A 13897-nucleotide genomic window follows, 5' to 3' on the forward strand; every position below is an offset into this window, starting at 1 on the left:
TGTTGACTTTGCGCCAAGGATAATGAGGTAGAAATGGAAAGCAATAAAAATGGCGCTCGAGAGCGCCATTTAGCCAAAACTTAGGTTCGATTAGAACTTGTAAGTCACAGCTAGGTAGTGACCAAAGCCAGTTGACTTGAAGGCATCAGTATCTTTGATACCGTAGATATCTTTGTAACCTTTTAGACCGTAACCCACAGCAAAGCGGTCTGAGTGCCAGTAGATACCGTTAAACATAGCACCGCCATCGCTAGATGTTGCGTATCCTTTACCTGTTTCCATACCAAATTGGTAATCGATGTAACCTTGGTAAGAGATAAATGAGCCGTTTTCAAAGAAGTAGAAAGGCTTGAACCAGTTGGTTGAGATTTGGAAACCATTCCAATCTTTCTTATTTGAATCGTAAGTACCGTACAGGTTTAAACCTACTTTACCGAGCCAAGGCACATTCACATCAGAGCCAAGGCCCACTTTTTGAGTGTTAACGCCAGAGTTACCACCCCATTCCATTAGCGTAGAGACATACAACTCTTGCACTGGCCCGAAAGACAAATCTTTACCTGTAAGTGCATCTAGTGACATACGAGGTGCAAATTTCATAAAGATTTTTTCTTTACCTTCTTTGTCACTGCTTGGGTTGCTTAGCAGGTTAAAGATATCAACGTAACCGTACAGATCAAAAATCCCTGAGCGGCCGCCAAATTCCATCTCTAAGTAATCATGCGATGACTCACCTGGTAATTCATCGATTGCAGCCATTAGGTTAAATTGCATCCATTTGTAATCGTTTTTATGGATGTCGCCATCTGAATAGTCAGCGGCCATAACTGGAGCAGAAGTTGCAGCCATTAGGCCTAGAGCTAGAAGTGATTTACGCATAAGGGGGACTCTCTATGTTTGTCATAATTCAGCACACGTATATTTCTGATGTGCGTTCAATTGGCCCGAATAATAACGATAAAAATCTCAATTAAAAGTGATTGCGAATGCAAAAGTGAACAAACTTAGTGACTGCGGTCACGTTAATGAATATTTGCGCGGAACTAAATTAATATTTCGTTCGCTTGCATCTTTAATGTGATTTTAGTCACTTAAACGTTTGCTTTAGTATTGTTTTATGCAAATCGATAAACCAACATTTTTAGTTAGTGATCGTTTTGTAATCTTCAACGTATTTATTGACGGGCATGATGAAGAGTGATGAATGATGAAGAAATTGATGCTGTTTCCTTTAGCTTCAATCGTTTTACCAGAAGGGAAAATGAAGCTACGGATCTTTGAATCAAGGTATAAGAGGATGGTCACTCAATCCAGCCAGTCTGACTCTACATTTGGGATTTGTTTGATTGATAACAAAAAAGGCAATAAAGCAAATCAGTTATCTAAATTTGGGATGTTGGTTAAGATTGTTGATTTTGAAGCGCTCGACAATGGGATGTTAGGATTAACCGTGATGGGAATGGAGCGCTTTAAAATAGAGTCAGTAGTGAGCGAATTTGATGGCCTGCGAGTTGCTCAGGTCACGTCATTGCCCAGTTGGCCAGTAAGAGATTTAGAACCTCACGAATGGTATTTAAGCCACCAGCTACAAGCGGTTTATCAACAATTCCCTCAGCTTGGCGAGCTCTATTCGCACTGTTTTTTTGATGATGCCAGTTGGGTGGCGCAGCGATGGCTAGAACTGCTCCCTATCTCGATTCAACAATTTGATGATTTAATGAGGCAGGATGACGCGCACAGTGCGGTTGACTTTTTATTGCAGGTAATCGAAGTCTCACACTAACTTTGAAAGCGTGCAGTAAACTTAAACGAGAAGTCGCTCTGTAGTAGTGGCTTTGTATAAAAAAGAATACGACGAGTGATCGATGTATGCATTACTCACGTATAAAGGTTTATGGCTACTGTATGCCAATAACAACGGTTACTCCTAAAGGAAGAGCGCAGCATGAGCAGTGATTCTCAGCATAGTGTGTCGCTAAGCCCAAGCTACACCAAGCAAGACTGGGCTGAATGCATGGAACGTGTCAAGCAACGTGATAAGCAGGCGTTTGCCTTAGTGTTTCGTTATTTCTCTCCTCGCTTACAACAGTTTGCGTTTAAGCATGTAGGCAGTGAGCAAGTGGCGTTAGAAATGGTGCAAGAAACCATGACCACGGTGTGGCAGAAATCTCACCTATTCGATAACCGAAAAAGTTCGCTTTCGACGTGGGTTTACACGATTGCACGCAATTTGTGTTTTGATCTGCTGCGTAAGCAGCGCGGACGAGAGTTACATGTTTATGCCGATGATATTTGGCCAACTGACTACTGCCCACCTGATTTGGTTGAACATTATTGTCCTGAACATGACATGTTAAAAGAGCAAATATTAAAGTTTGTGGCGTTGTTGCCTGAAGCTCAGCAAGCCATCGTGAAGGCGGTGTATCTTGAAGAACTGCCCCAGCAGCAGGTTGCGGAGATGTTCAATATTCCTCTCGGTACTGTCAAATCGCGTTTACGACTAGCCGTTGAAAAACTTAGACATTCTATTCAAGCGGAGCAATTATGAGCCACCATCCAAGCAACGAAGTACTGCAGCAGTATGCCAATGGTTCAATTGATGCGGCGCATGGCATTATGATTGCCACTCACCTTGAACTCTGTACTCAGTGTCGTCAACAGGTTCAATACTTAGAAACTCGGGCCGCCGAAGCATTGTTGAGTCAATCGTTACCGCAACAAAGAATGGCCGCTTCTAATGATGATCATTTAAACCAGATGTTTGAAACGATCACGGCGCTGGATACTCTACACCCATCGACCTTGCGTAAGCCTGAGTCGATAGAAATTAAAGTCAATGATCGCGTTGTGATGCTGCCTAGTACGCTGAGCCAACTCATTCGCTTCAAAGGCGAGTGGCGCAGCTATGGTGGTAAAGTTTTTAGTGCCCATCTAGATATTGCTGAAGACTCTCGCATGAACCTGATGTACATCAATCACAACGTGCAGATCCCTCAGCATACACACAAAGGGGTTGAGTCGACCTTGGTGCTCCATGGTGGCTTCAGTGATGAAGATGGGCATTATAAAGTGGGTGATTTCATTCAAAGAGATGCGAGTATTAAACACAGCCCTTTTACCAAAGTGGATGAAGATTGTTTATGCTTAACGGTGCTAACTGAGCCGATGCTGTTTACGCAAGGTGTTGCGAGAGTGTTTAACTTATTTGGTAAAGGTCTCTATCCGTAGTCTATAGCGGGCACATCAAATTAAAAAAGGTCGTATTGTACGACCTTTTTTTCATCTAACGCTTATCAATGCCTTGCTTGGCAATATCATCGATGTCTCTCTGCCGAGCTTTTTGCAGTAAATCAGCAAAATAATGGCGCAGTGAGTAGAGCATTATAAGGCTTGGTACTACCATCAGTGCAGTAATAATAAAGAACAGTGACCAATTATTGAGATAGTCGACCAGCTCTCCGCTAAAAGAGGCCAACGTGGTGCGGCCAAAGTTTCCTAGAGAGGCCAATAGCGCATATTGCGTTGCTGAAAATGCCTGCCCTGTTAACACAGTAAGAAACGAAACAAAGGCCACGGTGGAAAACGCAGTGGTAAAGTTATCGACAATTATGGTCGCCAAGAACAGATGCTCATTAGGGCCAACTTGAGCGATCCACGAAAACATCAAATTACTGGCAGACATCGCGATGCCACCAATCATCAAGCCGCGAACAATACCAAATCGCACGTTAAACATACTGCCAATCAAAGTGAAGAATAGGGTTGCTCCCCAACCAATTAACTTCGAGTAGTGACCAATTTGTTCGTTGCTAAAGCCAATTTCTTTGTAAAATGGAATCGACATTCGGCCAAGAAAAGCTTCGCCAATCTTGAATAAAAAGACAAACAACAGCAGGGTTAGTGCTACTTGCGCGCCATTGCGTTTGAAGAAATCGAGAAATGGTTCGATTACGGTAACGGTGAACCACGCGACGACTTTCGAACCAACTACCTGATTGTGTCGCAGCTCCGCTTGATGCTGTAGCGCTTCGCGATGTGTTTTTGGTTCGCCCACCAAGAGCGTGAAAAGCATTAACAGCCCGACACAGAGTGCCATGCCATAATAAACGGCATTCCAACCGATACTATCGGCGTTTACAAAAGCGAGATAGCCCGGCAGAGAATATCCAGTCCACCACCCCATGATGGCCATGGCGGAGGCTTGTGGCAGCTTATTGGCTTGTGATTTGGGGAAAGTATCGATACGAAAAGCATCAATCGCGATATCTTGAGTGGCAGAAGCGATCGCAATGCCCAAGGCAAGCATTGAGGTAAACATCAAATTTTGGGCTGGATTGACACCCGCAATCAGCAACGTACAGATCAAAATGATCGATTGGCACAAAAATACCCAACTGCGGCGTTGACCTAATAATGGCGTCAGAATGGGTAATTTGACGCGATCCACCAATGGGGCCCATAGAAAATTAATCGCGTAAACTGCGAAGACACTACCAAAATAACCAATTGCAGCGGTGGTTAAGCCTGCATCTTTTAGCCATCCTGACATATTTGAACCAATCAAAACCCACGGAAAACCGCTCGAACATCCCATCATAAATACCCACAATAGGCGTTTATCAAGATAGCTACGGATAGTTTCCATCCAAGTGAGAGAGGAGGAGGTTGATGGCATACAGCGAATCCTTGTCAGTAAAGCAGCTTAGGTCGAAAGGCGACCCAATAAAATCAAACGCCGATAAATCGGCGTTGGTATGGTTATTGTTCTAGTGTGACATTCGTAATAACGATTGGTTCGATGGGGACGTCTTGCATTCGCCCTTTCGTGCTGGTCGGCTGTTGAGCCATTTTTTGCACAACATCAAACCCTTGCGTGACTTTACCAAAGACTGCATAACCCGGTGGGCGAGCGTTGTAGTTGAGAAAATCATTATCGACCAAGTTAATAAAGAATTGGCGAGTAGCTGAGTTAGGATCATTGGTACGGGCCATTGCGATCGTCGCGGTGTCATTGGTCAACCCATTGCTCGCTTCATTTTTGATGGGAGCGTAAGTGGTGAGTTGTTTTAAATCCGCATCAAATCCGCCGCCTTGTGCCATAAACCCTGGGATAACGCGGTGGAACTGGCTGCCAACATAACTGCCATCTTCAACATATTTTACGAAGTTTGCGACAGTCGTTGGCGCTTTCTCTGTATTAAGTTCAACAGTAAATGACCCTAAGTTCGTCTCAATTAGGACGTTGGGCGCCGAAAACGCAGTGCAACTGACGAGCGCTAATGTCGTAACGAGAGAACGTAACATTAAAAGCGCTCCTGTAAATAACCATTAAGTTCGCTGTCATTGGCAATTTCTTTAAGTACCAAGTTCATGACATCGTTGAGCACCATTTCAATCTCATCATTTGAAGCGCTGAGTGTACCGGAACGTTTTGCCGTTCCGTTGAACGTTTTCACCAATTTGCCTTTTGGTGTTTCCGCGGTGATTTCAAGCGTGACACTGCCATCCATTTCATTCGACATGACGCTGTGTTTTACCGTCACTAGTGCTTCTGCAATTTCAACGGTGACATTGTTTTCGCTGTTCACTGTTAAGCGATAGCCTTGAGAGCTAAATTGTTCTGCCAACGCATTCTCAACCGCAATGCGAACATTTTGTTTGGCATGAATTGGCTCAATATTAGAGCGGCCACTATCCACTAAAGCCACATATTGCGCCGATCGAACATCTTTGCTAACCAGAGTAAAGGCTTTATTGTTGACGACCGTATTTTTGCTGGTCGTTGCAGTAGGCATAAAGTTGATTTGCTGTTGCTGAGGTGCGGCACAAGCGGTGAGTAATGCGATTGAGGCTGCGAGAACCAGTTTTTTCATGGTCATTTCCTTTCTTATCCTTGCCTATTTAGTTGCTTGTAAGATAACAAATTTATGGTTGGTCGCGACAGTTTTTACCTGCCCTTGGCCAAATAATCTTGCTAGTTTTACATCGTAGCCGAGGTGGCGATTGCCGATCACTAATAATCGTCCCCCTTTTTTAAGAACATGCTTTGCATCACAGAACATCTGCCAAGCAATGTGATCCGTGATAGCTTGTTGTTGATGGAATGGTGGGTTACACAATACTAAACAGCTACTCTCTTGTTGAAAACCATCTAAGCAGTTATTCGCAATGCATTGAATATTGCGATCTTCTCCTAAATTCTCCAGCAAATTTAGCTTTGCAGACTCGATGGCCATCAAGCTTTCATCAACGCAGGTCATTCGTACTTGAGGATTGAGTTGGCCCACCTTGATTGATAACACCCCGTTGCCGCATCCAAGGTCGATGATGTGCTGTAACTTAGGATCTTGTGGAAGATGCTGTAGAAAAAAGCGTGCGCCGAGATCCAATCTCTCACCTGAGTAGACATTCGGCAGGTTTATTAGACGGATGGATTCGCTTTCTACGGCCCATTCAGTTATGGGTTCCACCGTTTCAATCGGTGATACGTTCGGTGCTGAAAAAACGAGGCGGTGTTTTTTCCATGCAAGAGAAGTGCTTGTTGAACCTAAATACTTTTCAAATAAGTTTAAGGTTGATGTGTGGATCTCTTTCGCTTTGTTGACCGCTATCACAGGGCAATCTTGGGCAAGGGACTGACGGAGTTGGCTTAATTGCCAAACCAAGTGGCGATTGCTCTTGGGCAATTGAAAAAGCACCAGATCGACCGATTCAGGGATGGCATCCATTGTTGAGAGCAATTGCACGTTGCGGCACTGATTGCGCTGAAGATTGTTTAACGTACCTTGTTGCGAAATAAAAGAGTCGCTCATCATGGTGACGTGGTGCTTATCTGCAAACCAACACGATAGAGCGCCAAAGTGATCGTTTAAAATAAGGATGCGTTTGCCTATTGCTAAATTCAACGCTTCAATATGATTAATCACATATTCATCGCCCGCATCCCAAGCTTGTAATGTTTCGTTTGAACGATGTGGGAAACGGTGCAAGCTCAACGTTCGATCATGCAGTGCCAACTCTGTTTTCATAATTTTTTATAGGTCGTAGTGAGAATTACGGATGCATTGTCTCAAATGGCGTAGAAACAAGGAACCAAAACCTTTCGCTATTCTATAAGGCTAGTTAAACTTAAATCTCTTTACACTCGTATATGTTCTCATGCTCTTATTTGAGGAAGAAAGGCAACGGTATGATCCAACCCATAATCGAACAAAAATTGCATCAAGCATTTCACCCTGATTATTTGAAAGTCGAAAATGAAAGCTACATGCACAATGTGCCTTCAGGATCGGAAAGCCATTTTAAAGTCATTGTGGTGAGTGACAGTTTTGAAGGAATGCGTTTGATTGGCCGTCACCGACAGGTTAACCAAGTGTTGGCAGAAGAGTTAGCGAACCACATTCATGCACTCTCGATTCATACCTACACACCACAAGAGTGGCAGGCGCAAATTAGTGGCGTACCTGATAGTCCTATGTGTATGGGCGGTGGAAAATAACTCGTTCAGAACCGTCTGAATATGCCGTTCTCTTGTTCTGTTTTTGAGCGGAATGTTAACAGTATTTAAACAAATTGACGAGATGAACAAGTTGAGAGAAATTGTTTTAGGTAGTGAATAAAAATAAATACTCATAAGGGGTAAGGAATAGGTTATTTGTGCGATGCTTCAAAGTTATGACTATTCGCTAGCCTTTATGATTCAAATCCTTCCAAATAAAACGACTTATCAGAGGATTGGTCATGGCATCAGGTTCCGAAAAAATGCTAGACTATTGCACCTAATGGATCTCATACCATACTTGTGATGAGGTTATTAAAAGGATGTTGCGGTTCTGGCGTTTAAAACAAGCCAAAATCGGACACAGAAATGTCGTGTCTAAGGCTGGTTTAACTTTCATTTGGCCTCTTATCAAGAACGACCATGAAAGATAAACAAGCCTTGAACTTACGCAATTAAAAGAATCTTTTTCCCGATAAAATAGTGCAAGTGCGTATGATTACAATAAAAAGGGGTTTGGACCTTCCTATTGCAGGAACTCCTTCCCAGGTGATTAATGATGGTAAGACCATCACTAAAGTCGCCTTGCTTGGCGAAGAGTACGTTGGCATGCGTCCTACCATGCATGTTCGCGTAGGCGATGAAGTAAAGAAAGCTCAAATTCTTTTTGAAGATAAAAAGAATCCGGGTGTTAAATTTACTTCACCAGCAAGCGGTAAGGTTATCGAAGTCAATCGTGGCGCCAAACGTGTCCTACAATCCGTTGTGATTGAAGTGGCAGGTGATGAGCAAATCACGTTCGATAGCTTTGAAGCTAGCCAACTAGCAAGTATTGACCGTCAAACGGTTAAAACTCAGTTAGTTGAGTCTGGTCTTTGGACTGCGTTGCGTACTCGTCCGTTTAGCAAGGTTCCAGCAATTGAGTCTTCAACTCAGGCTATTTTTGTGACAGCAATGGATACCAATCCATTAGCGGCAAAACCTGAGACGATCATTAATGAGCAATCTGAAGCATTCGTCGCTGGTCTCGATATCCTTTCAACTCTGACTGAGGGCAAGGTTTACGTCTGTAAATCTGGTACTAGCTTACCACGCTCTTCACAGCCAAACGTTGAAGAACATGTGTTTGATGGCCCACACCCTGCAGGTCTTGTAGGGACTCACATGCATTTCCTCTATCCAGTAAATGCAGTCAATGTGGCGTGGAGCATCAATTACCAAGACGTGATTGCGTTTGGTCAATTGTTCTTAACCGGTGAGCTATACACACAACGAGTGGTGTCGCTTGCAGGACCCGTAGTCAACAAACCTCGTCTTGTCCGTACTCAGATTGGTGCTAGCCTCGAAGAGTTAACGGATAACGAATTGATGCCGGGCGAAGTTCGTGTCATCTCTGGTTCTGTACTTTCTGGTGTGAAAGCGGCGGGGCCTGTAGCTTATCTTGGTCGTTACCACCTCCAAGTATCGGTTCTGCGTGAAGGTCGTGACAAAGATTTTCTTGGTTGGGCAATGCCTGGCAAGAACAAATTCTCAGTCACTCGCTCTTTCCTTGGTCATCTATTCACAGGTCAGTTGTTCAACATGACAACCACAACCAATGGTAGTGATCGTGCGATGGTACCTATTGGTAACTATGAAAAAGTGTTGCCACTAGATATGGAACCAACGCTCCTACTTCGTGACCTATGTGCAGGTGACATCGATAGCGCTCAACGTCTCGGTGCCCTTGAACTGGACGAAGAAGATCTCGCATTGTGTACCTTTGTATGTCCTGGTAAATACGAATATGGTCAGCTACTTCGTGAGTGCCTAGACAAGATTGAGAAGGAAGGGTAATTTTCATGGGCCTTAAAAAGTTTCTTGAAGACATCGAGCATCATTTTGAACCTGGCGGCAAACATGAAAAATGGTTTGCCTTGTATGAAGCAGCCGCAACGCTTTTTTATACGCCTGGTTTAGTTACAAAACGAAGCTCACACGTTCGTGATAGTGTTGACCTCAAACGCATCATGATCATGGTTTGGCTAGCGGTATTCCCAGCGATGTTCTGGGGTATGTATAACGTTGGTCACCAATCGATTACTGCACTTAACCATCTGTATTCTGGCGCTGAATTGGCGACAGTCATCAGTGGTAACTGGCACTATTGGCTAACTGAAATGCTTGGCGGTACATTAAGTACGCAAGCCGGTTGGGCAAGTATGATGCTGCTCGGTGCGACTTACTTCCTACCTATCTACGCCACGGTATTCTTGGTCGGTGGTTTTTGGGAAGTGCTGTTTTGTATGGTGCGTAAGCATGAAGTTAACGAAGGTTTCTTTGTAACTTCAATTTTGTTTGCTCTGATTGTTCCACCCACACTGCCTTTATGGCAAGCCGCTTTAGGGATTACCTTTGGCGTGGTTGTTGCCAAAGAAATCTTTGGTGGTACCGGGCGTAACTTCCTAAACCCAGCATTAGCCGGTCGTGCTTTTCTATTCTTCGCCTACCCAGCACAGATCTCTGGTGACGTTGTTTGGACAGCTGCAGATGGTTTTTCTGGTGCAACGGCGCTAAGCCAATGGGCTCAAGGTGGTAACGGTGCTCTGATCAATAAGGTCACTGGCGAAGCCATTACTTGGATGGATGCGTTTGTTGGTAACATTCCTGGCTCTATCGGTGAAGTGTCGACGTTAGCACTGGCGATTGGCGCGGCATTTATTGTCTACATGGGCATTGCTTCATGGCGCATTATTGCGGGTGTTATGGTAGGTATGATTGCCATATCAACGCTGTTCAATGTTATTGGTTCAGACACAAATGCAATGTTTAATATGCCTTGGCATTGGCACCTAGTACTTGGTGGCTTTGCGTTTGGTATGTTCTTCATGGCAACCGACCCAGTATCGGCTTCATTTACTAACAAAGGTAAATGGGCATACGGTATTTTGATTGGTGCAATGTGTGTGATGATTCGTGTGGTTAACCCAGCTTACCCAGAAGGTATGATGCTGGCGATCTTATTTGCGAACCTATTTGCACCTTTGTTTGACCATATTGTGATTGAGAAGAACATCAAGCGGAGACTAGCACGCTATGGCAAGTAATAACGATAGCATTAAAAAAACGCTGTTTGTTGTTATCGCATTGAGCTTAGTGTGCTCAATCATCGTATCGACAGCAGCGGTTGGCCTGCGTGACAAGCAAAAAGTTAACGCAGTACTTGATAAGCAAAGCAAGATTGTTGAAGTTGCAGGCATTAACGAGTCTGGTAGCGTGCCAGAGCTTTTTGCTAAATACATTGAACCTCGTTTGATTGATTTTAAAACCGGGAACTTTGTTGATGGCGATGCAACGGCCTATGATCAACGCAAAGCTTCTAAAGACCCAGCTCAATCTATCAAGCTAACAGCGGAACAAGATAAAGCGAAGATTATTCGTCGTGCCAATACTGGGGTTGTTTACCTAGTGAAAAGTGGCGACGAGATTTCTAAAGTGATTGTTCCCGTTCACGGTAATGGTTTGTGGTCAATGATGTACGCATTTGTGGCTGTAGAAACCGATGGTAATACCGTTTCCGGCATTACTTACTACGAACAAGGTGAAACTCCGGGATTGGGTGGTGAAGTTGAAAACCCATCATGGCGAGCTCAATTTGTTGGCAAGAAATTGTTTGATGACAACCACCAACCTGCAATTAAAGTTGTGAAAGGTGGCGCTCCTGCCGGATCTGAGCATGGCGTTGATGGACTTTCTGGCGCAACACTGACCAGTAACGGTGTTCAACACACTTTCGACTTCTGGTTAGGTGATATGGGCTTTGGTCCATTCCTAGCAAAAGTTCGTGACGGAGGTTTGAACTAATGTCTAGCGCAAAAGAGATTAAAAAGAGCATTCTAGCGCCGGTGTTGGATAACAACCCAATCGCACTTCAAGTGCTTGGTGTCTGTTCTGCCCTTGCGGTAACCACTAAGTTGGAAACGGCGTTTGTTATGACGCTAGCCGTTATGTTTGTAACGGCTTTCTCTAACTTATTCGTTTCGTTAATTCGTCACCACATACCTAACAGTGTGCGTATCATCGTTCAGATGGCGATCATTGCTTCATTGGTTATTGTTGTTGACCAGATCCTACGTGCTTACTTATACGATATCTCGAAACAGCTATCGGTGTTCGTAGGGTTGATCATTACTAACTGTATCGTAATGGGCCGTGCTGAAGCATTTGCAATGAAGTCGGCACCGATTCCTTCCTTTATCGATGGTATCGGTAATGGTCTGGGTTATGGTTTTGTATTGATCACTGTTGGTTTCTTCCGCGAACTTCTTGGTTCAGGCAAGCTATTTGGAATGGAAGTTCTACCTCTTGTGAAAGATGGTGGCTGGTATCAACCTAACGGTTTGATGTTGCTAGCACCTTCGGCATTCTTCCTAATTGGCTTCATGATTTGGGCGATTCGCACGTTCAAACCTGAACAACTAGAAGCGAAGGAGTAAGGGCGTTATGGAACATTATATCAGTTTGCTTGTTCGATCGATTTTTATCGAAAACATGGCACTCTCTTTCTTCTTGGGTATGTGTACATTTCTTGCTGTATCTAAGAAAGTAAAGACATCGTTTGGTTTAGGGATTGCGGTTACGGTTGTTCTGACCATTTCAGTACCAGTGAATAACTTGGTTTATAACTTGTTACTTAAACCAGGTGCATTGGGTGAAAATATTGATCTTACATTTCTAAATTTCATTACCTTTATCGGTGTTATTGCCGCATTGGTACAGATCTTAGAGATGATATTGGATCGTTTTTTCCCACCTTTGTATAACGCGCTGGGCATTTTCTTACCTTTAATCACAGTGAACTGCGCCATTTTTGGTGGTGTATCTTTCATGGTTCAGCGTGATTATAACTTTGCTGAATCCGTCGTTTACGGTTTCGGTTCGGGTGTGGGTTGGATGTTAGCGATTGTCGCTCTTGCCGGTATCCGTGAGAAAATGAAATATTCAGATGTACCTCCGGGTTTACGTGGTTTAGGGATTACCTTCATCACGGCGGGTCTAATGGCGTTAGGCTTTATGTCTTTCTCTGGTGTTCAACTGTAAGTCGGGTAAACCGCAACAATTAAGGAATAGTCAATGGACATTATTCTTGGTGTAGTGATGTTTACCCTGATTGTTCTAGCACTCGTTTTGGTAATTCTATTTGCTAAATCTAAGCTAGTTCCAACAGGCGACATTACAATTTCAATTAACGGTGATGCAGATAAGTCTATTGTGACTAATCCAGGTGGTAAGCTACTGAGCGTACTTGCAGGTTCTGGTGTCTTTGTATCATCGGCGTGTGGTGGTGGCGGCTCTTGTGGTCAATGCCGTGTAAAAGTGAAATCTGGCGGTGGTGATATTCTTCCGACTGAACTTGATCACATTACTAAAGGTGAAGCTCGTGAGGGTGAACGTTTAGCGTGTCAAGTGGCTGTGAAAACAGACATGGATATTGAACTTCCTGAAGAAATTTTTGGTGTTAAAAAGTGGGAATGTACCGTTATCTCTAACGACAACAAAGCCACCTTCATTAAAGAGCTTAAACTTCAGATCCCTGATGGCGAGTCAGTGCCTTTCCGTGCTGGTGGTTACATTCAGATCGAAGCGCCAGCACACCACATCAAATATTCAGATTTTGACGTGCCAGAAGAGTATCGTGGCGATTGGGACAAATTTAACCTGTTCCGCTACGAGTCAAAAGTTGATGAAGACATTATTCGTGCTTACTCAATGGCGAATTACCCTGAAGAGTTCGGTATTATTATGCTAAACGTGCGTATTGCTACGCCGCCGCCTAATAATCCCAATGTGCCACCGGGTCAGATGTCTTCTTACATTTGGTCACTGAAAGAAGGTGATAAATGTACTATTTCTGGTCCATTTGGTGAGTTCTTTGCCAAAGATACGGATGCAGAAATGGTCTTTATCGGTGGTGGTGCGGGCATGGCTCCAATGCGCTCACACATCTTCGATCAGCTTAAGCGTTTAAAATCTACCCGTAAAATGTCTTACTGGTATGGTGCGCGCTCTAAGCGTGAGATGTTCTACGTTGAAGATTTTGACGGCCTTGCAGCTGAAAACTCGAATTTCGTATGGCACTGTGCGCTTTCTGATCCAATGCCTGAAGATAACTGGGATGGATACACAGGTTTCATCCACAATGTATTGTATGAAAACTATCTGAAAGACCATGAAGCGCCTGAAGATTGTGAATACTACATGTGTGGTCCACCGATGATGAATGCGGCTGTGATTGGCATGCTGAAAAACCTTGGTGTAGAAGATGAGAACATCCTTCTTGATGACTTCGGTGGTTAATTCACTGAAGTAAGTAAAACCTATGGCTGGCTCTGATGAGTCAGCCATTGTTTTTTTAGTTTT

15 protein-coding genes are annotated in these 13897 nt (G+C 43.8%); 10 read left to right on the forward strand and 5 right to left on the reverse strand.

Translation table 11 applies throughout. The features are described from left to right. Nucleotides 1–90 precede the first annotated feature (90 nt). The gene (locus tag AACV20_RS03790; RefSeq protein ID WP_064625829.1) at nucleotides 91–879 is read right to left on the reverse strand and encodes a nucleoside-specific channel-forming Tsx family protein; all 789 of its coding nucleotides are present in this window, start codon (nucleotides 877–879) and stop codon (nucleotides 91–93) included. Between the two features lie 328 nt (nucleotides 880–1207). Here AACV20_RS03790 and AACV20_RS03795 point away from each other — a divergent pair, with 328 nt between their 5' ends. From AACV20_RS03795 to AACV20_RS03805, 3 genes are all read left to right on the forward strand, one after another. Further along, on the forward strand, nucleotides 1208–1783 hold the full coding sequence (locus AACV20_RS03795; protein ID WP_026029151.1) for an LON peptidase substrate-binding domain-containing protein: 576 nt from the start codon (nucleotides 1208–1210) through the stop codon (nucleotides 1781–1783). A gap of 162 nt (nucleotides 1784–1945) precedes the next feature. After that, nucleotides 1946–2548 carry an RNA polymerase sigma factor gene (locus AACV20_RS03800; RefSeq protein WP_013856164.1) on the forward strand — a complete coding sequence of 201 codons (603 nt, stop codon included), beginning with the start codon at nucleotides 1946–1948 and terminating at the stop codon, nucleotides 2546–2548. After that, nucleotides 2545–3228 carry a ChrR family anti-sigma-E factor gene (locus AACV20_RS03805; RefSeq protein ID WP_170906914.1) on the forward strand — a complete coding sequence of 228 codons (684 nt, stop codon included), beginning with the start codon at nucleotides 2545–2547 and terminating at the stop codon, nucleotides 3226–3228. The genes AACV20_RS03800 and AACV20_RS03805 overlap by 4 nt, the downstream gene beginning before the upstream one ends. 55 nt (nucleotides 3229–3283) lie before the next feature. Here AACV20_RS03805 and AACV20_RS03810 read toward each other — a convergent pair whose 3' ends face one another. The 4 genes from AACV20_RS03810 to AACV20_RS03825 all read right to left on the reverse strand — a co-directional run bounded on the left by AACV20_RS03810 (nucleotide 3284) and on the right by AACV20_RS03825 (nucleotide 7028). Next, on the reverse strand, nucleotides 3284–4675 hold the full coding sequence (locus AACV20_RS03810; protein WP_026029152.1) for an AmpG family muropeptide MFS transporter: 1392 nt from the start codon (nucleotides 4673–4675) through the stop codon (nucleotides 3284–3286). 83 nt (nucleotides 4676–4758) lie between these two features. Continuing rightward, complete coding sequence (locus tag AACV20_RS03815; RefSeq protein WP_013856167.1) at nucleotides 4759–5304, reverse strand: peptidylprolyl isomerase; 546 nt, start codon at nucleotides 5302–5304, stop codon at nucleotides 4759–4761. Further along, nucleotides 5304–5873 carry a YajG family lipoprotein gene (locus tag AACV20_RS03820; protein ID WP_026027920.1) on the reverse strand — a complete coding sequence of 190 codons (570 nt, stop codon included), beginning with the start codon at nucleotides 5871–5873 and terminating at the stop codon, nucleotides 5304–5306. The genes AACV20_RS03815 and AACV20_RS03820 overlap by 1 nt, the downstream gene beginning before the upstream one ends. 24 nt (nucleotides 5874–5897) lie before the next feature. After that, on the reverse strand, nucleotides 5898–7028 hold the full coding sequence (locus AACV20_RS03825; RefSeq protein WP_170906915.1) for a methyltransferase: 1131 nt from the start codon (nucleotides 7026–7028) through the stop codon (nucleotides 5898–5900). A 161-nt stretch (nucleotides 7029–7189) separates the two neighbouring features. On the opposite strand from AACV20_RS03825, the gene AACV20_RS03830 reads away from it, so the two are divergent. From AACV20_RS03830 to nqrF, 7 genes are all read left to right on the forward strand, one after another. Then, nucleotides 7190–7498: a BolA family protein gene (locus AACV20_RS03830; protein WP_026027643.1), complete on the forward strand. Its 309-nt coding sequence runs from the start codon at nucleotides 7190–7192 to the stop codon at nucleotides 7496–7498. Nucleotides 7499–7993: 495 nt separating this feature from the next. Next, nucleotides 7994–9334 (forward strand): Na(+)-translocating NADH-quinone reductase subunit A, encoded by a 1341-nt coding sequence (locus AACV20_RS03835; protein WP_026027642.1) that lies wholly within the window; start codon nucleotides 7994–7996, stop codon nucleotides 9332–9334. Nucleotides 9335–9339: 5 nt separating this feature from the next. Further along, nucleotides 9340–10584, forward strand: coding sequence for an NADH:ubiquinone reductase (Na(+)-transporting) subunit B (locus AACV20_RS03840; RefSeq protein WP_013856172.1), 1245 nt, complete (start codon nucleotides 9340–9342; stop codon nucleotides 10582–10584). Then, nucleotides 10574–11341 carry a Na(+)-translocating NADH-quinone reductase subunit C gene (locus tag AACV20_RS03845; RefSeq protein WP_013856173.1) on the forward strand — a complete coding sequence of 256 codons (768 nt, stop codon included), beginning with the start codon at nucleotides 10574–10576 and terminating at the stop codon, nucleotides 11339–11341. The genes AACV20_RS03840 and AACV20_RS03845 overlap by 11 nt, the downstream gene beginning before the upstream one ends. Beyond that, nucleotides 11341–11973 carry an NADH:ubiquinone reductase (Na(+)-transporting) subunit D gene (locus AACV20_RS03850; RefSeq protein ID WP_013856174.1) on the forward strand — a complete coding sequence of 211 codons (633 nt, stop codon included), beginning with the start codon at nucleotides 11341–11343 and terminating at the stop codon, nucleotides 11971–11973. Before AACV20_RS03845 ends, AACV20_RS03850 begins: the two co-directional genes overlap by 1 nt. Before the next feature lie 7 nt (nucleotides 11974–11980). After that, entirely contained in the window at nucleotides 11981–12577 is a 597-nt protein-coding gene (gene nqrE, locus AACV20_RS03855; protein WP_013856175.1) for an NADH:ubiquinone reductase (Na(+)-transporting) subunit E, read from the forward strand. Nucleotides 12578–12610: 33 nt separating this feature from the next. After that, nucleotides 12611–13834: an NADH:ubiquinone reductase (Na(+)-transporting) subunit F gene (gene nqrF / locus AACV20_RS03860; RefSeq protein WP_013856176.1), complete on the forward strand. Its 1224-nt coding sequence runs from the start codon at nucleotides 12611–12613 to the stop codon at nucleotides 13832–13834. The last annotated feature ends 63 nt before the right edge of the window (nucleotides 13835–13897 follow it).

The sequence above is a fragment of the Vibrio sp. B4-6 genome (assembly GCF_963888245.1).
Taxonomy (GTDB): domain Bacteria; phylum Pseudomonadota; class Gammaproteobacteria; order Enterobacterales; family Vibrionaceae; genus Vibrio; species Vibrio anguillarum.

Bases quoted from the DNA above. Each gene is read 5' to 3' on its own strand.
- AACV20_RS03850 (WP_013856174.1), top strand. From the start codon at position 11,341: ATGTCTAGCGCAAAAGAGATTAAAAAGAGCATTCTAGCGCCGGTGTTG.
- AACV20_RS03790 (WP_064625829.1), bottom strand. From the start codon at position 879: ATGCGTAAATCACTTCTAGCTCTAGGCCTAATGGCTGCAACTTCTGCT.
- AACV20_RS03815 (WP_013856167.1), bottom strand. From the start codon at position 5,304: ATGTTACGTTCTCTCGTTACGACATTAGCGCTCGTCAGTTGCACTGCG.
- AACV20_RS03810 (WP_026029152.1), bottom strand. From the start codon at position 4,675: ATGCCATCAACCTCCTCCTCTCTCACTTGGATGGAAACTATCCGTAGC.
- nqrF (WP_013856176.1), top strand. From the start codon at position 12,611: ATGGACATTATTCTTGGTGTAGTGATGTTTACCCTGATTGTTCTAGCA.
- AACV20_RS03840 (WP_013856172.1), top strand. From the start codon at position 9,340: ATGGGCCTTAAAAAGTTTCTTGAAGACATCGAGCATCATTTTGAACCT.
- AACV20_RS03825 (WP_170906915.1), bottom strand. From the start codon at position 7,028: ATGAAAACAGAGTTGGCACTGCATGATCGAACGTTGAGCTTGCACCGT.
- AACV20_RS03795 (WP_026029151.1), top strand. From the start codon at position 1,208: ATGAAGAAATTGATGCTGTTTCCTTTAGCTTCAATCGTTTTACCAGAA.
- nqrE (WP_013856175.1), top strand. From the start codon at position 11,981: ATGGAACATTATATCAGTTTGCTTGTTCGATCGATTTTTATCGAAAAC.
- AACV20_RS03845 (WP_013856173.1), top strand. From the start codon at position 10,574: ATGGCAAGTAATAACGATAGCATTAAAAAAACGCTGTTTGTTGTTATC.
- AACV20_RS03800 (WP_013856164.1), top strand. From the start codon at position 1,946: ATGAGCAGTGATTCTCAGCATAGTGTGTCGCTAAGCCCAAGCTACACC.
- AACV20_RS03820 (WP_026027920.1), bottom strand. From the start codon at position 5,873: ATGAAAAAACTGGTTCTCGCAGCCTCAATCGCATTACTCACCGCTTGT.
- AACV20_RS03805 (WP_170906914.1), top strand. From the start codon at position 2,545: ATGAGCCACCATCCAAGCAACGAAGTACTGCAGCAGTATGCCAATGGT.
- AACV20_RS03835 (WP_026027642.1), top strand. From the start codon at position 7,994: ATGATTACAATAAAAAGGGGTTTGGACCTTCCTATTGCAGGAACTCCT.
- AACV20_RS03830 (WP_026027643.1), top strand. From the start codon at position 7,190: ATGATCCAACCCATAATCGAACAAAAATTGCATCAAGCATTTCACCCT.